The sequence below is a fragment of the Anaerovibrio lipolyticus genome, assembly GCF_021531495.1.
Lineage (GTDB): Bacteria > Bacillota > Negativicutes > Selenomonadales > Selenomonadaceae > Anaerovibrio.
Genome location: NZ_JADYTY010000025.1, coordinates 1 through 19,404, shown reverse-complemented (window position 1 = coordinate 19,404; position 19,404 = coordinate 1). Strand labels below are relative to the sequence as shown.

22 protein-coding genes are annotated in these 19,404 nt (G+C 41.7%); 21 read left to right on the top strand and 1 reads right to left on the bottom strand.

All coding sequences use genetic code 11. From position 1 onward, the window contains the following. Positions 1–51 precede the first annotated feature (51 nt). A complete protein-coding gene (locus tag I6E26_RS08625) occupies positions 52–1,212 on the bottom strand; it encodes a methyl-accepting chemotaxis protein (protein WP_235321447.1) in 1,161 nt (386 codons plus the stop codon). Between the two features lie 291 nt (positions 1,213–1,503). Between I6E26_RS08625 and I6E26_RS08620 the strand changes: the two genes are divergently transcribed. Genes I6E26_RS08620 through I6E26_RS11395 form a run of 21 tightly spaced genes read left to right on the top strand, consistent with a single transcriptional unit; the run spans position 1,504 to position 19,361 of the window. After that, on the top strand, positions 1,504–3,057 hold the full coding sequence (locus I6E26_RS08620; RefSeq protein ID WP_235321446.1) for an LPS-assembly protein LptD: 1,554 nt from the start codon (positions 1,504–1,506) through the stop codon (positions 3,055–3,057). A 20-nt stretch (positions 3,058–3,077) separates the two neighbouring features. Beyond that, entirely contained in the window at positions 3,078–4,235 is a 1,158-nt protein-coding gene (locus tag I6E26_RS08615) for a bifunctional heptose 7-phosphate kinase/heptose 1-phosphate adenyltransferase (protein WP_235321445.1), read from the top strand. Between the two features lie 33 nt (positions 4,236–4,268). Beyond that, positions 4,269–4,736, top strand: a complete 468-nt coding sequence (gene rfaE2, locus I6E26_RS08610; protein WP_235321444.1) for a D-glycero-beta-D-manno-heptose 1-phosphate adenylyltransferase — start codon at positions 4,269–4,271, stop codon at positions 4,734–4,736. 44 nt (positions 4,737–4,780) lie between these two features. Next, complete coding sequence (locus tag I6E26_RS08605) at positions 4,781–5,800, top strand: glycosyltransferase family 9 protein (RefSeq protein ID WP_235321470.1); 1,020 nt, start codon at positions 4,781–4,783, stop codon at positions 5,798–5,800. Positions 5,801–5,808: 8 nt separating this feature from the next. Then, positions 5,809–6,843: a glycosyltransferase family 9 protein gene (locus I6E26_RS08600; protein ID WP_235321443.1), complete on the top strand. Its 1,035-nt coding sequence runs from the start codon at positions 5,809–5,811 to the stop codon at positions 6,841–6,843. Next, entirely contained in the window at positions 6,810–8,018 is a 1,209-nt protein-coding gene (locus I6E26_RS08595; RefSeq protein WP_235321442.1) for a glycosyltransferase family 9 protein, read from the top strand. The genes I6E26_RS08600 and I6E26_RS08595 overlap by 34 nt, the downstream gene beginning before the upstream one ends. Positions 8,019–8,031: 13 nt before the next feature. Next, entirely contained in the window at positions 8,032–9,039 is a 1,008-nt protein-coding gene (rfaE1, locus tag I6E26_RS08590; protein ID WP_235321441.1) for a D-glycero-beta-D-manno-heptose-7-phosphate kinase, read from the top strand. Beyond that, a complete protein-coding gene (gene rfaD / locus I6E26_RS08585; RefSeq protein ID WP_235321440.1) occupies positions 9,036–10,019 on the top strand; it encodes an ADP-glyceromanno-heptose 6-epimerase in 984 nt (327 codons plus the stop codon). Before rfaE1 ends, rfaD begins: the two co-directional genes overlap by 4 nt. Continuing rightward, positions 10,009–10,512, top strand: a complete 504-nt coding sequence (gene gmhB, locus I6E26_RS08580) for a D-glycero-beta-D-manno-heptose 1,7-bisphosphate 7-phosphatase (protein ID WP_235321439.1) — start codon at positions 10,009–10,011, stop codon at positions 10,510–10,512. The genes rfaD and gmhB overlap by 11 nt, the downstream gene beginning before the upstream one ends. Next, on the top strand, positions 10,488–11,738 hold the full coding sequence (locus I6E26_RS08575; RefSeq protein WP_268824865.1) for a glycosyltransferase: 1,251 nt from the start codon (positions 10,488–10,490) through the stop codon (positions 11,736–11,738). The genes gmhB and I6E26_RS08575 overlap by 25 nt, the downstream gene beginning before the upstream one ends. 21 nt (positions 11,739–11,759) lie before the next feature. Then, the gene (locus I6E26_RS08570) at positions 11,760–12,539 is read left to right on the top strand and encodes a glycosyltransferase family 2 protein (RefSeq protein WP_235321438.1); all 780 of its coding nucleotides are present in this window, start codon (positions 11,760–11,762) and stop codon (positions 12,537–12,539) included. Further along, positions 12,539–13,444 carry a VirK/YbjX family protein gene (locus I6E26_RS08565; RefSeq protein ID WP_235321437.1) on the top strand — a complete coding sequence of 302 codons (906 nt, stop codon included), beginning with the start codon at positions 12,539–12,541 and terminating at the stop codon, positions 13,442–13,444. Before I6E26_RS08570 ends, I6E26_RS08565 begins: the two co-directional genes overlap by 1 nt. Positions 13,445–13,481: 37 nt before the next feature. Next, positions 13,482–13,739, top strand: coding sequence for a hypothetical protein (locus I6E26_RS08560; protein WP_235321436.1), 258 nt, complete (start codon positions 13,482–13,484; stop codon positions 13,737–13,739). An 11-nt stretch (positions 13,740–13,750) separates the two neighbouring features. Next, positions 13,751–14,005 (top strand): DUF4160 domain-containing protein, encoded by a 255-nt coding sequence (locus tag I6E26_RS08555; RefSeq protein ID WP_235321435.1) that lies wholly within the window; start codon positions 13,751–13,753, stop codon positions 14,003–14,005. A gap of 40 nt (positions 14,006–14,045) precedes the next feature. Further along, complete coding sequence (locus I6E26_RS08550) at positions 14,046–15,134, top strand: glycosyltransferase family 9 protein (protein ID WP_235321434.1); 1,089 nt, start codon at positions 14,046–14,048, stop codon at positions 15,132–15,134. An 18-nt stretch (positions 15,135–15,152) separates the two neighbouring features. Then, positions 15,153–16,166, top strand: a complete 1,014-nt coding sequence (locus tag I6E26_RS08545; RefSeq protein ID WP_235321433.1) for a glycosyltransferase family 9 protein — start codon at positions 15,153–15,155, stop codon at positions 16,164–16,166. A gap of 16 nt (positions 16,167–16,182) precedes the next feature. Next, positions 16,183–16,704: a glycosyltransferase family 2 protein gene (locus tag I6E26_RS08540; protein ID WP_235321432.1), complete on the top strand. Its 522-nt coding sequence runs from the start codon at positions 16,183–16,185 to the stop codon at positions 16,702–16,704. Further along, complete coding sequence (locus I6E26_RS08535; RefSeq protein ID WP_235321478.1) at positions 16,649–17,137, top strand: hypothetical protein; 489 nt, start codon at positions 16,649–16,651, stop codon at positions 17,135–17,137. The genes I6E26_RS08540 and I6E26_RS08535 overlap by 56 nt, the downstream gene beginning before the upstream one ends. A gap of 56 nt (positions 17,138–17,193) precedes the next feature. After that, positions 17,194–18,408, top strand: a complete 1,215-nt coding sequence (locus tag I6E26_RS08530) for an O-antigen ligase family protein (protein WP_235321431.1) — start codon at positions 17,194–17,196, stop codon at positions 18,406–18,408. Continuing rightward, positions 18,359–19,087: a glycosyltransferase family 9 protein gene (locus I6E26_RS08525; protein ID WP_235321430.1), complete on the top strand. Its 729-nt coding sequence runs from the start codon at positions 18,359–18,361 to the stop codon at positions 19,085–19,087. Before I6E26_RS08530 ends, I6E26_RS08525 begins: the two co-directional genes overlap by 50 nt. Positions 19,088–19,139: 52 nt before the next feature. Then, positions 19,140–19,361 carry a glycosyltransferase family 9 protein gene (locus I6E26_RS11395; RefSeq protein ID WP_419179921.1) on the top strand — a complete coding sequence of 74 codons (222 nt, stop codon included), beginning with the start codon at positions 19,140–19,142 and terminating at the stop codon, positions 19,359–19,361. Positions 19,362–19,404: the final 43 nt, after the last annotated feature.

Below are 19,404 nucleotides of genomic sequence, written 5' to 3'. Positions count from 1 at the left end.
GGTACAGACTTCGCAAGGGAAGCTTGTACCAGTATTTTTTATGTTCATAGTTTATTTATTTTGGGAGTGGAGGGCATTTTCCATATCGGCTGCCAAATCTGCTAATGTAGCGGCAGAGGCAGCAATTTCTTCATTGGCTGCGGATTGCTGTTGAACCTGACAGTTAATTTCCTTGGCATTTGAGCCGATTTTCTGACTGCTTTGATCAATATTGTCCATAGAGAAAACGATTTTTTCGGCTCCCTGAGATACCACATCCACAGAGGTCTTAATGCCTTCAATCTGTCCCTTGATGGAATCAATCTGCTTAATAATATCAGCGAAATGTGTGCCTACCTGACGAACAGATTCAGTACCATTTGCTACCTGAGTTGTACCCTGCTGCATTGCTTGAACAGTCTGGGTTGTGGCGCTCTGAATGGAGGTAATATTTTCCTTGATATGCTTGGCGGCCTCCTGAGATTCTCCTGCCAGCTTGCGAACCTCCTCGGCAACTACGGCAAAGCCCTTGCCAGCTTCTCCGGCTCTGGCAGCCTCAATGGCAGCATTGAGAGCCAACAGATTGGTCTGGTCAGCAATGGCAGAAACAGATTCTACAATGTGGCCAATGGCTTCGGACTGTTCTCCCAGCTGATTTACCATGTCAGCGGAGGTTTGGACACTGCTTTCAATACCACTCATAATATCAATGGCTTTCTTCATCAATTCAGAACCATCGTGGGCAGCAGAAGTCATTTCTTCAGAGAATTGCTGTACCGTATCTACCTGATTGTTTACATTAATAATATCCTCAAAAATATTGTTCAAGGAATCCATGGAGTTCTGCAGCTCGGTTACCTGTTCCTCCATGCCCTGAGTTACTCCTGTCATATGCTCTGCAATATGAGCAGCACTGTCGGCAGATTGGCTGGCACTGGAGGTTAGCTCCTGAGAAGAAGCTGATATCTGCTGAGAAATCTTGGTCATTTTCTGCATAAAATCACTGCTGGGAGCAGAGACTGGCTGCAATCTGGCAGCAGGAGGAATCTGAGCAGGTGCAGGTATATCTGCTTCTCCTGTAAGTTTTTTGACAGCAATAAGAAGTATGCCGGCAATAAGCAGGAAAATACTGGTAAAAGCTGATGGCAGGATGGAAGCCAGTCCAGCTAGGGAAATCAGGATGGCGAGAACACCTGCCCCTGTAAAAATGGCAGCATAAGATTTGGTTGACATAAAAACACCCCTTAATTGATTTTGATATACGCATTTAAATCTGAAAGGCTGATAGGTGATAACATATCAGCCTATTTTACCCCTACTAAAATGATACATCAAATCAAGGGTGGTAGCAATGATTTTTTGAGGTAAATCTATGCACAAAAGTAATAAAAATAAAGTGACAAAAGTACCCTACTTTTGGAAAGACCTTAGGAATGGCGGGAAAATCTTGTATTTCAATATTGAATGAGGTATTATAGAAGGGAGTATGTTTTTTTATTAGGAAAAATTTCGGAGTGAAATTTAATGCTGAAAAATACAAGAAAAATTTGCAGTATAGTTGCTGGCTTGAGCCTGGTTTCCCTGTGGGGGACTAGCGATTTGCCTCTGCCTATACCTACAGCGGAGGCTGTATACAATAGCGAAAGTGATACAGATGCAGATATCCTTGATTATGTGGAAAATCGTCGTCGTGTTGAGCGGGAAAACCGTCTTAATGAGGATCAGAAAAAACTTTTGAAGGATGCCTATGAAATGAAGGAGCATCTGCGGGAGCCATTGGATCCAACCAAGAATGTACCGGTGGCTGTAGAAGGTGACGAGCTTTTCTATGATGAAAACACGGGAGATTTTCAGGTCAAGGGCAATGTGGTAATGACCTCCTTGGATAAGCGTCGTTTTATTACGGAGGAAGCTAATGGTAATCTGCAAAAGCAGGATGTGGATGTGCCGGATAAGGCCTATATGCTGCAGCTGACAGATGCTCAGGCCAGGATTATTTTGAATGGCTACAAGACGCAGTATAACTGGGGCAAGGAAGAGGGCAAGATGGAAAATGCCCAGGGCAAGATTGACCATCAGTTTGTCAAAGCCAAGCGCATTGAAATGTATCCAGATAAGATTGTGCTTTTTGATGCTAGTGCTACCAAATGCAGCGCCAAAAATCCAGATTACAAAATGACAGCCAAAAAGATTGAATACTATCCAGGTATTCAGACAATTTCCTATGGGGTTAGCTATTGGCTGGGCAGTATTCCTGTATATTCTGTGCCTAAGCAGGTAAGCAAGGAAGGAGAAAAGGGCATATATATGCCAAAGGCTTCCTATGATAATGATAATGGCTTTGGCATCAAGGATACCCTTTATTATCCTATAACAGATAATGTAAGGGCTTATGGCGATTTCTTTATTTCTCAGCGCAGCAAGGTAAAGACTCATGGTGGATTTTTGTATAATACCAAGGGTTTTGGTAATTTTGCTCTGCGGACTGGTTTTTTTGAGGATAGCGATGGCAAATGGATTCACAAGGCTCCTACTTTGAGGTGGGATTATGGGGCTAAAATCGGCAAGACTCCATTTAATTATAGCCTTGCCTATGAGCATGGTGCCTGGGAGCAGGATGGCAGACATTCCATTCATACCTACTATTATGCCAAGCTGGGTATAGATCCAATTCGCCTTGGCACTTGGTATGTTTATCCAAGTATTAACTATTCCATTACCGATGAAACCTATGACCACAGCAGAGTCAGCGGTATGGGTTACGATGTTACTGCCTTGAAGGAGTTTGACGATAGATGGACTACCTATCTGGGCTACCATTTTAGCAAGAGTAACAGCCAGAACAGTGTCTTTGATTTTGATTTGGATAGCTATTCTGAGAAGGTTACAGCAGGCTTTAGCTATAGCTTTAGTCCAAAGGACCGCGTTGTTATAGGCTGGGCCTTTGATGGAGAAACCAACAAGCTGATGGATACAGATTACTATTGGTACCACAATGTGCATTGTGCAGAGCTGATAGTTCGCTATCGTGAGAAGCGGGATCAGATTAAGGTAACGGCCCAGTTCTCACCGTGGTAATATGGGAAGGATGTATGTAGATGACACCATTGGAGGCAATTGAGAAGCTGTCTGGACAGCCGGTACTGGTGTTGGGAGACATGATAGCAGATATCTATCTCTATGGTACCATTGCTAGAATTTCACGAGAGGCACCAGTCTTGGTGTTGGAGCAGTCAACAGAAAAAATCGTGGCTGGTGGTGCAGCTAACGTTATTAATAATGGTGCTACTCTAGGTGGCAGAATATTTGCCGCCGGCTTGGTGGGAGATGATAATGCTGCCAAGGGTTTGTCTGGTATTTTGCAGGAAAAGTCTGTGGATGTATCAGGCTTTATTAAGGATGCCAATAGGTCTACAATTTCCAAAACCAGAATTGTGGCAGGAGGCAGGACCACTGTGAGCCAGCAGATTGTGCGGGTGGACAAGGAGTCCAAGGAGCCTATGGGCAAAGCTCAGGAGCAGCAGCTGGAGGAATATTTAAAGCAGGTATTGCCACAGGTCAAGGGGGTGGTGCTTAGCGACTATGGCAGCGGCACCATTACGGACAAGCTGTTAGGACAGATTTTTGCCTATTGTCAGGAGCATAATATTCCTACTATTGTGGATTCACGCTATGATATTCTCCGGTTTAAAACTGTAGATTATATCAAACAGAATGATGCGGAGCTGTCAGCAGCTATTGGCCGGGATTTGGCTACCGAAGAAGAGCTGGTGCAGGGAGGTTGTGAGCTGTTGGTAAAGATGTCCGCCAAGGGAGCTTTGATTACCAGAGGTGAGGATGGCATGAGTCTGTTCCAGATAATATCTCCTCAGGAGGCAGCAGACTACTTAAAATCTCAGGAAGTTTCAGGCTCTGGGGAGGCTGGTCAGTTTAGAGAAGGATTGACAGTTAAATTGGTGGTAAAGCGTCAGACTGGCAGGCTGTCTGTGGTACAGGAACTGATTAGCTATCAGGATAGGGATATTTTGGTCAGCCATATTCCTGTAACAGACAAAAGTGAGGTTTATGATGTTTCTGGCGCTGGTGATACCTGTGTAGCTACAGTAATTCTGGGCTTGGCTGCTGGATTGGAGCCATTACTGGCTTGTCAGCTTAGCAATGAGGCTTCGGGTATTGCTGTGCGCAAAATGGGTACCTCTGTGGTTTATGCCCAGGAGCTGGAGGCGCGGTTCCGTCAGCTAGGCTATGAAGCATAAGATTTTTTACCATTAAATAGTGGAGATAGAAGGATGATTGTAGATAGAAGTAAAATCGCTGATTTCTGTCAGGTTTTGCGGGATGGCGGTCAGAAGGTGGTATTTACCAACGGCTGTTTTGATATTCTCCATGCTGGTCATGTGAGATATTTGCAGCAGGCTCGTTCCTATGGGGACTGCTTGGTGCTGGGGTTGAATACAGATGCTTCCGTGCGACGCCTTAAGGGGCCGGAACGCCCCATTAACAATGAGCTGGATAGAGCAGAGGTTGTGGGAGCCTTGAAGTCTGTAGATTATGTGGTATTCTTTGATGAGCCTACGGCAGAGGCTTTGATTCAGCAGGTTCACCCTGATGTATATGTGAAGGGTGGAGATTATACCATTGAAACTTTGCCAGAGGGACAGATTGTTCTGGGCTATGGTGGTCAGGTAGAGCTGGTACAGTTGGTGGCAGGACGCTCTACCACCAATGTTATTGCCAAAATACAGGGACAAAAATAGGATAGCTGTATGAGGCTATAGTATAAGGGAGTTATGGGATGAATATCAAAAGTGTATTGGTGGTTAAGCTAAGTGCCATAGGGGATGTAATCCATGCCCTGCCGGTGTCCTATGCTTTGAAGGAAGCCTATCCAGAGGCAAGGGTAACCTGGGTAGTGGAGCCTCCTGCCTATAATCTGCTGGAGGGTAATCCCTACATTGATGAGATTATAGTTTTTGAGAAGAAAAAGTTCAAAAGCCTGGCAGGCTTTTGGAAAAATTTTGGCCCCTTTAGAGAAAAGCTGAATCAGCACAAATATGATGCGGTTCTTGATTTGCAGGGGTTGTTTAAATCAGCAGCTATTGCTTGGTGCTCCAAGGCGCCTGTAAAGCTGGGAACCTGCAATATGCGGGAGCTAAGCGATAAAATATCTCGTCCAGTAGTGGGGCCTAATGCTCAGGGGCATATAGTAGAAAGATATTTGGATGTGGCCAGAGCTTTGGGCTGTGGTGTTGATAAGGTAGAATTTCCTATTAATATTACCCCAGAGGATGGGAAGATGGCCAGAAGCTATCTCTATGCAGCAGGCTGTAAGGGGGATGTTCCCTATGTGGTGCTGGCAGTAGGGGCTAATTGGCCCAATAAACGGTGGCCAGTGGCCTATTATGCTAAGCTGTCAGACTGGCTGTCAGAGCAGGGATATTTGCCGGTGATTATCGGCGGTGGTGCCTTGGATGAACAGCTGGTGGAGGATATTAGCCGGGCGGCAGAATTTCCACCTGTGAATATGGTAGGCAAAACTACCTTGCGGCAGCTGGCTTATGTGATTAAGGAAGCTAAGGCTACAGTAGGTGGCGATACAGGGCCGGTACATCTTTCTGCTGGTTTGGGAACCCCTACTATTATGGTTATGGGCCCTACTGATGCTAATCGAAATGGCCCTTATGGTCAGCTAGAGAATGCCATAGAGGTGCCTCGAAGCTGTAAGTATTGCTGGAAAAGAGCCTGTCCAAAGGGTTTTGACTGTCTGGATAGGATTACGCCAGCTATGGTGGAGGAAAAGCTGAAGCCATATTTGGGATAGGAGTTTTTATGCCAGATATAAATAAATTAAATATCAAAAAAATATTGATTATAGATTTGGCCTTTATCGGAGATGTGATATTGGCAGGGCCTTTGACTCGAACAGTGCGTCAAAGATGGCCCCAGGCAGAAATTTCTATGCTGACAGTGCCTTTGACCAAGCCGGTGGCAGAAATGCTGCCTGCTATTGATAAGGCCATAGTTTATGACAAAAAGGGACTCCATCAGGGACTGGGCGGTATGTGGAAAATGGCTCAGGAGCTGCGGCAGGAGAAGTTTGATTTGGCTATCTGCATGAATTTTGCCCTGCGGGGGGCTGCGGTAGCCAGGCTGGCAGGGATTCCTTATCGACTGGGCTATGATGCTCAGCATGCCGGCTGGTTTCTGACCTGGGCGGCTAGCCATATGCGTGAAGGTATCAAGTATGAAGCCAAAAATCATCTGGAAGTATTGAAGCCTTGGGGCCTTACCACAGAGGATTATAGCTTGGCTTTGGCTCCTTCTCAGGAGAATATTGCTTCCTTTGAGGTCAAAGCTCAAGAGCTGTCCTTGGCAGATAAGGGTGAGTATTTTGTTATTTGCCCTATGGGAAGCTATGAAAGAAAGAATTTACCCCTGCCTTTGGCTTTGCAACTGATAAGAAAATTGGAGGCAGAAAAGCCGGTATATTTAATTGGCGGCCCGGGGGAGAAAACTGTTTTGGAGGTTATGGCCAAGGCAGGACGACTGCCAGCAGGGCGGGTTTTGGCCGGGACGCTGAATCTACCAGAGCTGGCGGTGTTTTTGCAGAGAGCCAGAGCCATGATTTCTGTAGATACTGGCCCTATGCACATGGCTCAGGCAGTGCAATGTCCTACTGTGGCGGTGTTCGGCCCTACGGATCCAGTTGTTTGGGGGCCTTGCAACAGCAACAGCCAGGTTGTATATAGAGGCGAGGAATGTTCTCCTTGCTGGGGCAAGGGTGAGTGCAGCAACAACAGGTGCATGGAGCTGATTAAGCTGGAGCAGGTATGGCAGGCTTTGGAGAAGGTGATGGCGCAGTAATGAGAAATTATAAAAATATTCTGGTAATCAACCTGATGCATATAGGGGATTTGATGCTGGCTACGCCGGTATTGAGAACTCTCCGCGCCAATTATCCTCAGGCTAAAATATCTATTTTGGTAGACAAAAAGCTGGCGGATTTGGTGCGCTGTAACAAGCATATTGATGAATGCCTTTTGATTGACAAAAAGGGTAAGGACGATAAGCTGACCAATTTTATTAAATATATTGGAGAAATCCGCAAAAAACATTTTGAGTTGGTTATCAATCTTCATCGTAACGAACGAGCTTCAGCCATTGCGGCCTTTAGTGGTGCTGATACCATTGTAGGCTATGCCAAGCCAGGCTTTGGACTGTTTTTTGATAAGGTTATGCAGAATCCTTCTGTGGCCCATCACATAGGCAGAGGGCCTTGGGGCTTGTTGCCACCTCATCGCTATGTGCCTGGCTGGAAGCATCAGGTTCATGCTCATTTGGAGGTGTTGAAGCAGGCTGTAGGGGTGAAAAAAATCGACGATGGTGGCTTGGAAATGTGGCTGCCTCAGGAGGCTGTGGAGAAAGCAGAAAAGCTCTGGCAGGAGAATTTTGCCCCAGCTCAGCAGGTGGTAGCCTTTAATATTGGCGCCAGCTGGGAAACTAAAAGATGGCTGGACAGCTATTTTGCTCAATGTGCAGATGAGCTGATTGAGAAAGGCTATGCTGTGGCTTTCTTTGGTGGCCCAATGGATATAGAGATGGTGAACAAATGCCGCAGCTTGATGAAGCAGGGAAATAGCCCTCTTATCAAGGTATTTACAGGGAAGGTATCCCTGGCGGAGCTGGGAGCCTTATTGCGGAAGTGTGCCCTGTTTCTGACCACAGATTCCGGCCCTATGCATGTAGGTGTATCTCAGCATGTGCCAGTGGTAACTATGTTTGGGGCATCTCCAGTGCCGGGATTTTATCCCTATGATGGCCGGGATGTGCTCATCAAGGCGCCAGTTAGCTGTCACCCTTGTGGCATACATCAATGTCCTCACGCTGGGGAGGCTAATCTGGCTTGTATGAAAAAGATTACCCCAGAGCTGGTTATGAAATATGTGTGGGAGCTGTTGGATAAATATGGCAAGATGGCTGGCAAAATGTCAGTGGAATATGGTAATTATGCGTGCAGAGTGGTAGAGGCCAGTCTGTGAAGGGAAGAATAATATGACTGTACATAAGGATAAGCTGTTGGATTTTGTGCTTAATGGCATTTCCAAGACCAGAATTCTGGTAGTGGGAGATGTAATGCTGGATAGATATTACTATGGAGAGGTTAGCCGAATTTCTCCAGAGGCACCGGTGCCTATTAATCATGTCCTGCGTATTGAGGATACTATGGGCGGCAGTGCCAATGTGGCTCATAATCTGGCTTTGTTAGGGTGCAAAACCTATATTGCTGGTTTTGTAGGCAATGATTATCACTGTCAGACCTTGATGGACAAATTTACCTCCAGGGGGATTGATTACAAGGGCATTATTCATCGGGATGCTCCTACTACTACCAAGCTAAGGGTTATTGGTGGGCATCAGCAGATGCTGCGACTGGATTTTGAGGATACAGAGCCAGTAGGAGAGCAGTATGCTCAGCGCTTAATAGATTATGTGGAGCATATGCTGCAACAGGGACTGGATGCGGTAATCCTTTCAGATTATGGCAAGGGAGCCTGCACCGATGAGGTGTGCACCAGTGTTATTCAAGCCTGTCGAGATATGGCGGTGCCAGTGTTTGTGGATCCAAAGGGCGTGGAATGGGACAAATACGGCGGTGCGGATTATATTACGCCAAACTTCAAGGAGCTGAATGCCGTACAGCCAAGGCCTATTCGCAATAGAGATGAATACATTGAGCAGGCCGCTCAGTATGTTATGGACGAGTATTTTATCCACAATGTATTGGCTACCCGTTCCGAGCATGGTGTGTCCTTGATACAGCCAGAGGAAGGAATTGTACATATTCCTACTAAGGCTCAGGAGGTATTTGATGTCTCTGGTGCAGGTGATACAGTGATTTCTGTTTTTGCCCTGGGTATTGCCGGTGGATTAAAGCCTGTTGAGTCCGCATATTTAGCCAATTTGGCCGCCAGCGTGGTAGTAGCCAAGCTGGGAACCTATGCTGTTAGCAATGCAGAATTGCAGAATGTTTTGACGAAAAAGGAGCATGAGGACAAATGATTATTGTAACTGGTGGTGCCGGCTTTATCGGCAGTAATATTGTTAAGGAATTGAATCGTCAGGGCCGTAAGGATATTTTGATTGTTGATGATTTGAATAACCGCAAAAAGGAAAATCAGAGCTATCGCAATCTTCGTGGTTTGCAGTTCCTGGATTATATGTACAAGGATGATTTTCTTGAGGCTATTTTGCATGAGGATATTGATGGTGGTGATGTAGAGGTTGTTTTCCATGAGGGAGCTTGCTCCGATACTATGGAATACGATGTAAACTACATGATGCAGGCTAACTATGAGTATTCCAAGGCTGTATTGCATTTCTGCATGGATCATAGAATTCCTTTCCTCTATGCTTCCTCTGCTTCCACCTATGGCGGTGGTGAAAATGGTTTCCGTGAGGGGGATGAGTGCGAGGATGCTTTGAATCCATATGCCTTCTCCAAACTGCTTTTTGATCGCTATGTGCGCCAGCAGATGCCTTATGCCCAGAGCCAGATTGTAGGCTTGAAGTATTTTAATGTTTATGGGCCACAGGAGCATCACAAGGGCAATATGGCTTCTATTTTCTACCAGCTGTATCATCAAGTAAAGAAAGAGGGCGTTTGCCGTCTGTTCAAGGGCTATGGTGAATATGGTGATGGCGAGCATCGTCGTGACTTTATCTATGTCAAGGATGTTGTCAAGGTAAATCTCTGGTTCTGGCAGCAGCAGGGCCCAAGCGGTATCTATAACTGCGGTACCGGTCATGCTCATTCTTATAATGAGGTAGCAGAGGCTGTTATTGAGGCTATGGGACAGGGACATATTGAATATAGAGAGTTCCCAGAGGTGCTGAAGGGCAAATATCAGTGCTTTACTGAGGCAGATAAGACTAAGTTGTTGGAAGCAGGTTATGATCAGGGCTTCTACGATATGAAGGACGCTGTTAAGGAATATTGTGATTTCTTGGACAATGGCGGATATTTTAAATATGGCAAATAAAGCGGTGTTTTTTGATCGGGATGGCACCTTGAATGTGGATGTGCATTATCTCTATCGGCCAGAGGATTTTCAGTGGACACCGGAGGCAGTGGAAGCCATAGAATATTGTCATCAGCAGGGGTATCTGGTGGTGGTCATTACCAATCAAAGCGGAGTGGCCAGAGGGTACTATACCGAGGCTGAGGTGCAGAGGCTTCATCAGTGGATGAATGAGGAATTGGCAAGGCAGGGAGCAAAGCCTATTGATGCCTTCTATTACTGTCCTCATCATCCCCAGGGCAAGGTGGCAGCATACGCTAAGGAGTGCAGCTGCCGCAAACCTCAGCCTGGGATGCTGCTGCAGGCCTGTCAGGAAATGAATATAGAGCCAGCCCAGTCCTATATGGTAGGCGACAGCCCAAGAGATGTAGAAGCCGGGGAAAAATCTGGTATTCAAGGAGTGCTGTATACAGGCGGCAGCCTGCTGGCATGTGTAAGAGAAAATATAGATTAGATAAGGGTGGGGTGCCTGTGCGAATCGGGATTTTTGAGAATATAATGACTCCAGGCGGACATGAGGTTGATTTTGACCGTATTTTGGTGGAGGAGCTGCAGCAAAGAGGCCATGAAGTCAGCTTTTATGTACCAGAGAATTTTGAGTTTAATTTTGACTATCAGGTACCTGTAGTGAAGCTGGGCGGAGAGGTAGTTTCTTACTCCAATGTGCGTGGCGTGAAAAAATTATTTTATGCCATGAAAAGAGAATATAACCGTCAGAAGTGGTATGCCCAGCTTTATGAAGCTGCCTACCGCAAAGATATTGATGCCTTGATTGTGCCAACCTCAACATATCGTTATTTACGGGCATTGAATAAAAATATTCTCCGTCGCAGCAATATACCAATTATTTTTGTGTTGCATGGAATAAATCCCAAGGAAGCACCAAAATTTTTAAGGGAAGCAAAAAAACTGCTGCCATATAAAAATATTAAGCCGGTGGTTTTGACCTTTGTTAATCATATTTTTGGTCATAAACTGCCAAATATTTATACAATTTATCCTCCTGCCTATACCGCTAGGGATATAGAATTTGTCCCATCGGTAGAAAAAAAAGATGTGCTGACCATAGGTTTTTTTGGACAATATCGCAGGGAAAAAAGATTGCGGGATTTCCTGGAGGTTTATGTTAAAGGAAATTATACGCATAAGGTAAGGCTTTTGGTGCAAGGCTCTACTATGCATCCAGAGGATGCTGAGGATTTTGAACAGATAATTCAGGAATATAAAGCACATCCAGAAATAGAATTTTTGCACAAGGGCCTTATCGGGGCAGAGTGGCAAAAGGCCTTAGCAGAAATTGATGTGCTTTTGATGCCATATTCCGCACCAAGATATTTATATCATTGGGGTGGTATGCTATTTACGGCAATTGGCTTTCAGAAGCCCGTAGTGGCTAGCAATGATATTAATCCAGAGGTTTTTGCCAAGTTTGATATTGGTATGACTTTCAAAAGCGGAGACATGGGAGATTTGCAGCGGATATTGGAGACGTTTATCAATACCTATGATGATAAAGTAAATGACTATGCTCAGGGCTTGGCTCAGGCAGCAAAAAAATTCTCTCCAGAATCCTTTGCGCATAGAATTGAAGCGATACTTACAGGGGAATATCATACTATCAACCCAAAGGCAATGCCAGCAGATAAGGTTGAGGCTGCAATAGAAAATAAAAAGGAATAGAGAAAGGGCGTACACGTAAATATGGGAGTAAATCTTTCTGTTTTGATTTTGGCAAAAAATGAAGAAAAAAATCTGGAGGCATGTATCAGAAGTGCTCTGTTTGCCGATGAGGTGCTGGTTATAGATGATATGAGTACAGATGGTACCAAGGCATTGGCAGAGTCGCTAGGGGCAAGAGTTTTGCAGCGTTCTCTTAATGGTAATTGGGGTGAGCAGCAGACATTTGCGATGGAAAATGCCAAATGCGATTGGATTTATTGTCTAGATGCAGATGAAAGAATATCCCATCGTTTGGCTGAGGAAATCAAAAGAGTTGTATCAGAAGATGACAGAAGATATGCTTATCAAACAGCCAGACTAAATTATTTCTGGGAGCAGCCTTTAAAGCATGGAGGTTGGTTTCCAGATCACGGTATACGGCTTTTACCACGGAAAGGCGTATATGTAACAGGCTTTGTTCACCCGCAGTTTCATTACGACTATGAGCTAAAGACATTGCCAGATGATGCGTATGTTATTCATTATCCATATAGAGATTGGGAGCACTATTTCAATAAGTTGAATTTTTACACAACCTTGGTAGCCAAGAAAAATAAGGAAAAGGGGAAAAAGGCTTCATTTTTGGATATTATTACACATCCATTATGGGCTTCCTTCAGGATGTATTTTCTCAAATCTGGCTGGAAAGATGGTAAAATTGGCTTTGTATTAGCTAGCTTCCATTTTTTCTATACTATGGCAAAATATGTAAAGTTATACTATCTGGAAAAGACTAATGAGCACGTAGGGGATGAAGAATAATGGCTTCCATGAAGGATATTGGCAAAAGAATATATAATTTGAAAAATACGAGAGAAAAGCGCAGGTACTATGTTTTTTTACTGAGAGCTATGCTGCATAGAGGAGAACTGCGGGAACTAGTGAATTTTTTCAACGCTATTCCTGTAAGAAGCAAATTGCTGGAAGTAAATCCATTTCCTATTGAGCAGGTGACGCGGGCTTTCTTTTATAATAAATCTACGTTTTCAGAGCGTGTACAGCTTGTAAAGAATCACTATGAGCTGTTGGAAAAACTGTTACAGGAAAAATATTTTTTGCAGATATCTGGAGCAAAATGGCAGCCTTATACCATATGGAATAGTACTTATGAGGATAAGCCTTGGCAAGCACAGCTGGTATTTGAAACCGGTCAGCGCAAGGAAGGTTTGCTGTCTCTGGAATTGAATGTGGATCGTACCCATATATATCAAATCATGTTCTGGGCAGGTTATAACAAAGCTGGGGAAGCTGCTCTATGGATAGGAGCTATGCAGGGGCCTAATATGGAAAATGCCAGGGATGTGGTCAAAAAAATGACCAAGGTGTGTCATGGTTATCGAACTAAGAATTTGATTCTCTATATGCTGCAGGCTATGGCTAGAGCTATGGGCATAAAAAAGATTTATGCAGTATCTAACTATGGCTATTATGCCAATAACCATGTGAGAGCAGATAGAAAGCTAAAAACAAATTTTGGCGATTTCTGGCTGGAAGCTGGAGGCAAGGAAACCGAGGACGAAAGATTTTACGAGTTGCCTTTGGTGGAGCCTCGTAAAACTATGGAAGAAGTACCTACCAGAAAGAGAGCAGTATATAGACGCAGATTTGCATTCCTGGATGAGGTAGATGCAGAGATAGAGCAGGCTGTGAAGAATATATTAAAATAGAACATGCTTATTTACAGTAAAGGGAGGCTGCGGAAGAATGAAACATTTTTATAGTGAAATAGACAATATAACTCTAACTTTTGGGGATGTACACGAAAATGCAGCTGGACTAGAATATATCCCTCTATACTTTGAAAAACCCATAGAAAATGGATTTGCATTTTGTGAGATGAATCTGCCTGTGTTAAATCCATATAGATCCTTTGGCTTTAGTGAAATGGATATCAACGAGCTTGTAAAATACGCACGCAATAATGCACCCTTGATATGGGAGATTGCAAGAGAAAAGATGTGAGGTGAGTACTATTGCCGCAAGTATTTGTAATTCTCGGATATATAGTTTATTTCTGGTCAAATGAAAATGATGAGCCTATACATGTTCATGTATGCAAAGGAAGCCCTCAAAAAGATGCGACAAAGGTGTGGATAACAGAAGATGGACCAGTTCTTGAGCATAATAAGAGCAAAATACCTAAAAAAGATTTAAAAAGGATACTTGCATGGATTGCGATGAATGATGAGTTAATCATCAAGAAATGGCAATTCCATTTTTCTAAATAACTGGTAGATAATGATAGAAAGGGAAAATGGTTGGTAATTGATGATGGAGAAGCAATATAAAAATATTTTGGTAAATTCGCTAGTTAATTTGGGAGATGTAGTATTGACAACAAGTGCCATTGCGCTCTTGAAGCAAGCATATCCTCAGGCGAGGATTACCATGTTGGTACGTCCTGTAGTCAGGGAGGCAGTGGAAAATAATCCTGTGATTGATGAAGTAATGATTTTTGACTACAAGCCAAAAGAAAATTCTTTAGGTAAGATGTGGGCGATGGCAAAGGAAATAAAGGCGCGGCATTTTGATCTGTCTATCTCCTTTGACAGAAAATCACGCCCTGCCATTCTATGCTGGCTGGCAGGTGTCCCAATCAGAGTAGGGGCAGATAGGATTTTCGATGATAAGCCTAGTAAGATTACTTGGCTTTATACCCATACAGTACATATAAAGCATGACTTAGTTAATACTTTGCAGGCAGAAACCTACCAAGAAATTGTTCGTCAATTTACTGGTATAGAGGGACATGAAGTTCCTGTGATGGCAAGGATTCCATCTAGTAGCAAAGAAAAAGCGGATAAATTATTATCTCAGTTGCCAACAGATAAAATGAAAATAGGTCTTTGTGTGAAAGGAACTTTTGCCCTCAAGACATGGCCTAAGGAATATTTTGCAGATGTTGTACGAGAATTGAAAAGGAAATATAATGCTGCATTTTTCGTAGTTGGTGCTCCAAATGATAAGGAGTATGCAGATGAAGTAATATCCATATGTGAGGAAGAATTAAGAAAATCAGGATTATCTGAAAAGAAGGAAATTATAAACTTTTGTGGCAGTACAAATCTTCTTGATTTAGCAGCTTTGTTTTATCAGACAGATTTATTTGTTACAGTGGACACAGGTGCGACCCATATTGCCGCTACCACAGGCGTAAAAATGGTAACAATGTATGGTTGTACTAGCCCAAAGCGATGGCATCCATACAATGAAAATGCTAGAGTGTTATCATATGATCCAGAATGTTGTCCATGCAGTTATGGAGAAAATGACTGCCCACATAATCCTAAACCTATATGTTTATGGGAGATAACTCCAGAGATGGTATTGAAAAAATGTTATGAACTGATAAATTGATTTTATGGAGAAAAAATTATGGATTTGAATGGAAAAAAAGTTATGATTACTTGCGGTGGTGGTGTGGGAGATATAATTATGTACACACCTGCATTGCGTAGACTGAAGGAAAAATATCATTGTCATATTACATTTTATACATCGCGTAATTATGAAGTAATTGAAGGTTTGCCCTATATTGATGAAATCATGTATGTGCCACGTGGAGTTTTTATGAGTAAGTTTCGTCAATTGCATAAGCTAAGAGATTATTACGCAATAATTATAACAGATTGGCAACCTAATGTGCTTGTAGCAGCAGAATTATTTAATATACCAGTTAGAGCTGGATTTGTGAGAAAAAATAAATTTATAAGCAGATTTTATAATAGGAAATTGACTTATAAATGGCATAAAAGTTTGTCCTATGTAGGTGATAATAATGCCAAAATGATTTCGCAAGCACTTGGCGTTGAACTTGATGGTGATATGAGTAGATGTGAAGTTTCTTATCCTTCGGTAGCTGATAAAGAGAATGTTGATGCTATGTTACTTGACATAGGAATCACCTCAGAACAAGAGTTTGTAATTTTGTCGCCATTTACGAGTTTTATCTTAAAAAATTATCCAGAAGAAGCTTGTCGAGAGTTAGTTTGTAGAATAAATGAAAAATATAATATGCCAATTGTGGTGATTGGTGGTCGTGGAAATTTTGAATCAGCTGCAAGAATTTCGTCATATAATTTATGTGGTAAAACTAGTATAAAAGAAATGATAGCACTTATAAGTAGAGCAAAATTAATGATTACAGCAGATAGTGGCCCTATGCATGTAGCTGGTGCAGTAGGAACACCAATTGTTGCTGTTTTTGGCAAGGAAGTGCCAGAAAGATGGGCACCAAAAAGAAAATGTTGGCCGATAACGCTTCATTATCAATGTTCGCCATGTAAGGATGACGATGCGAGAAATTGCAGTAGAAATGTGGAATGTTTGAGAAAGATAACAGCTGATATGGTTATGGATAAAATTGAAGAAATTTGGGAGCAAATATAATAGTGGAGGTGTTGCAATGAATGAACTAGTATCAGTTATAATGCCAGCCTATAACATGGAGAAATATATAGGTGATACTATAGAATCCGTATTGAATCAGATTTATAAAAATCTTGAATTGATTATTATCAATGATGGTTCGTCTGATGGTACAAAAGAAATTGTTGAAAAATATCAACATATGGATGAGAGAATAATATACATTGAACAAGAAAATCAGGGAGTTTCTGTAGCTAGAAATGTTGGTATGAGTTACGCAAAAGGGAAATACATTTCATTTCTAGATGCTGATGATTTGTGGGAGCCCATTTTTTTGTCTACACTGATAAAGGTAGCAGAGCAAACAGGTAAGGATTGGATTTGCGGCAAAATGGATATTATAGATACTAACGGGAATATAGACACGTTTAGCCAGCAGTGCAAAGATGGTTGTATGTTGGATTTTCTCACCTCTAATAACGAATATAGGTTCTTCTGGGGGGGTGGGTGCGTATATAATAAGAAGAGAAATTTTAGAAAAGTATCATATTCGGTTTGATGAAAATATTCGTATGGGCGAGGATCTCTGTTTATATATAAAATTATTTACGGTAACAGATGTAAAATCCGTGCCTTTAGTTGTAGCACATTACTGTCAGCGTTCAAACTCGGCAACATTATCAAAATTTGATGCCAGTAAATGGCAGAATATGGTAGAAATATTTTCTCTAGCAGAGCCGTATGTGGCAAAGTATCGTCCTGAATGGATTGATAAATATCAGCAAACTAGGGATTATTATGCCTATAGATTTGTCTGGTCAGTAATAAAACATGGTATGTATCATCAGGGACTGAGCTATATTGAAACATATGAAGGATATCTTAAGCGTTTTTGTAATACTGGACATAAAATAAATGATAGATTCAAGTGCAGATGCTTGCTGACAAAAAACAAATTGCTGATAAAGATGTTATCAGGATTTCAGATATAGAATTTAGTGAGTTGCCATTGACTGGTAGTGGCAGGAATATATGAGAGGAAAACTTTATGAATATATATGAGAAATTAATGTATGGAGTAATGATAATTTTTGCATTGGCAAGTAATGTATCAACAGGAATTACAAGTGCGTGTATAGTAATATCTGCTATTATAATGATGATACAGTATATAAAAACAAAAAAACTGCCACTACAAATCAATGCATTTGGAGGAGTTTTGCTTTTGTATGGTGGTTTACAGTGTATTATAGCTGCTTTATCTGTTAATCCAGTAGCTAGCTTTGGTGATGTTTGGGCAACGATGTATAGATTTATTCCATTGTTTTTTGGTATTTTATATCTAAAAAACAAAAAACAGTTACTCTATATACTGATGGCATTTTCAATGTCAACATTATTGAATGATATATATGGTGCTTATCAATATATTGTTTTGTCTAATAATCGTCCGATGGCCTTTAATAATACAGCAACATTTTTTGCCAGTCATCTGTTGATGGCAATACCTATGTTATACTTGCTATGTAATATGTATAAACAAAATAGGGTGATAAAATATTATTCATTAATTCTTATGATATTTTCAATGTTAATGTTGATAGCATCTGGCACCAGAGGTGGTTGGATTGCCTTTGTGATAATGATATTATTTAGTTTGTGCATGGATGCGATTAATAGAAAAAAAATAATAGCGGGTTGCATTGTAATGTTAATAGCGATGAGTGGAATTAATATTGCAACTAATGGGTATCTTATGAATAGAATTGCATCTATCAGTCAAATGAAGGATCAGAGCAGTATTGAAAGAGTTCTTATGTGGGAGTCATCAATTAAGATTTTTGAAGATTATCCAGTACATGGGATTGGTCAGGATCAGTTTCAATATATGTATAATACGCAATATATTTCCCCTTTGTCTAAACGAAGAGCAGATGAAGATTATCATAAGGGATATGGGCATCCACATAATAACTTTTTCAAATACTTATCCGAGGGTGGTTTGATAGGCATTGCGGCGTTTATTATGTTATACGGCTTTTTTGCATATAAATTTTGGATGCTTTATAGAAAAGAAAAAGCTATGGCAAAGTTATCTTATGGAATGATAGGATTGCTGATAATGATAGGGATACAAGCGGAGGGCTTGACAGATACAAATTTAACACAAGTGCCTATCATGAGAGAATTTTGGTTTTTAATGGGATTACTTTTTGCAGCAGGCAAGATGGAATTGGAAGAAAGGAATCAGCATAAAGTTTAACAAGATATTAATTTGCCAAAATAATATGTTAGGGGACGTAGTTATATCAACTGGGATAGTGAGAGCTATTCGGGAGCAGTTCCCCAATAGCAAATTGGCATTCATGGTTGATCCTGATACAGCTGAATTAGTAGACCTGTCGTTTATTGATGAGGTGATACCTTATGATAAGGGGATGCCACTGCTACCAGTAATAAGAAAAATATGGAGATATGATGTGGCCATATTGCTGGATTATAAATATCGCAGTGCTTGGATTCCATTTTTAGCTTGCATACCTGTTAGGGCAGGGTTAGCTCATAAAAGAAATTTGTTCATGACACATGGGGTAGAAAGGCCTGCTGATAGTGAGGAAATGTATTTTACCTACTATATTTCCAAGGTTATTAATAATGCTATTGGCTTAAAATTGACTAAAGATGTTACAAGGCTTTGTGTAGCAGAGCCTACAAGTACAGATTTAGCTTTGGTTGGGGATATTATGAAGCAATCACCTAATAAGGGAATAAATATAGCTATTGCTCCATTTTCGTCAGCAAATTTTAAAAATTGGTCTGTAGATAGATATGATGAATTTATGCAGCGTTTGAATGATAAATATAAATGCAACTTTTATATTTTAGGTGAGGAAAGTGATATACAAAAGAATATTAATAATTCTGGGGGGGGTAAAGCTTAGCGATTTAAGAGGTAAGCTAAAACTGACAACTACGGCTACCTTGCTTAGAAAAATGGATTATTTTATTGGCAGCTGTAGTGCACCATTGCATATAGCTGCTGCAGTTGGTTGTCCATCAATGGCTTTTTATGGGCCGACTTCGCCAAAAAAATGGGCACCATTGCACAAATGCAAATATATTTTCCATAAGCATCCATGTAATCCATGCGATAGAAGGGTGTGTCAAGAACTTTGTGTAAAAAAATTTAGTAGATTACATCATAGTGCTTCATGAGTTTCGCCATACGTTCATCTGCCAGGAGTTGGTTTCGAATCAT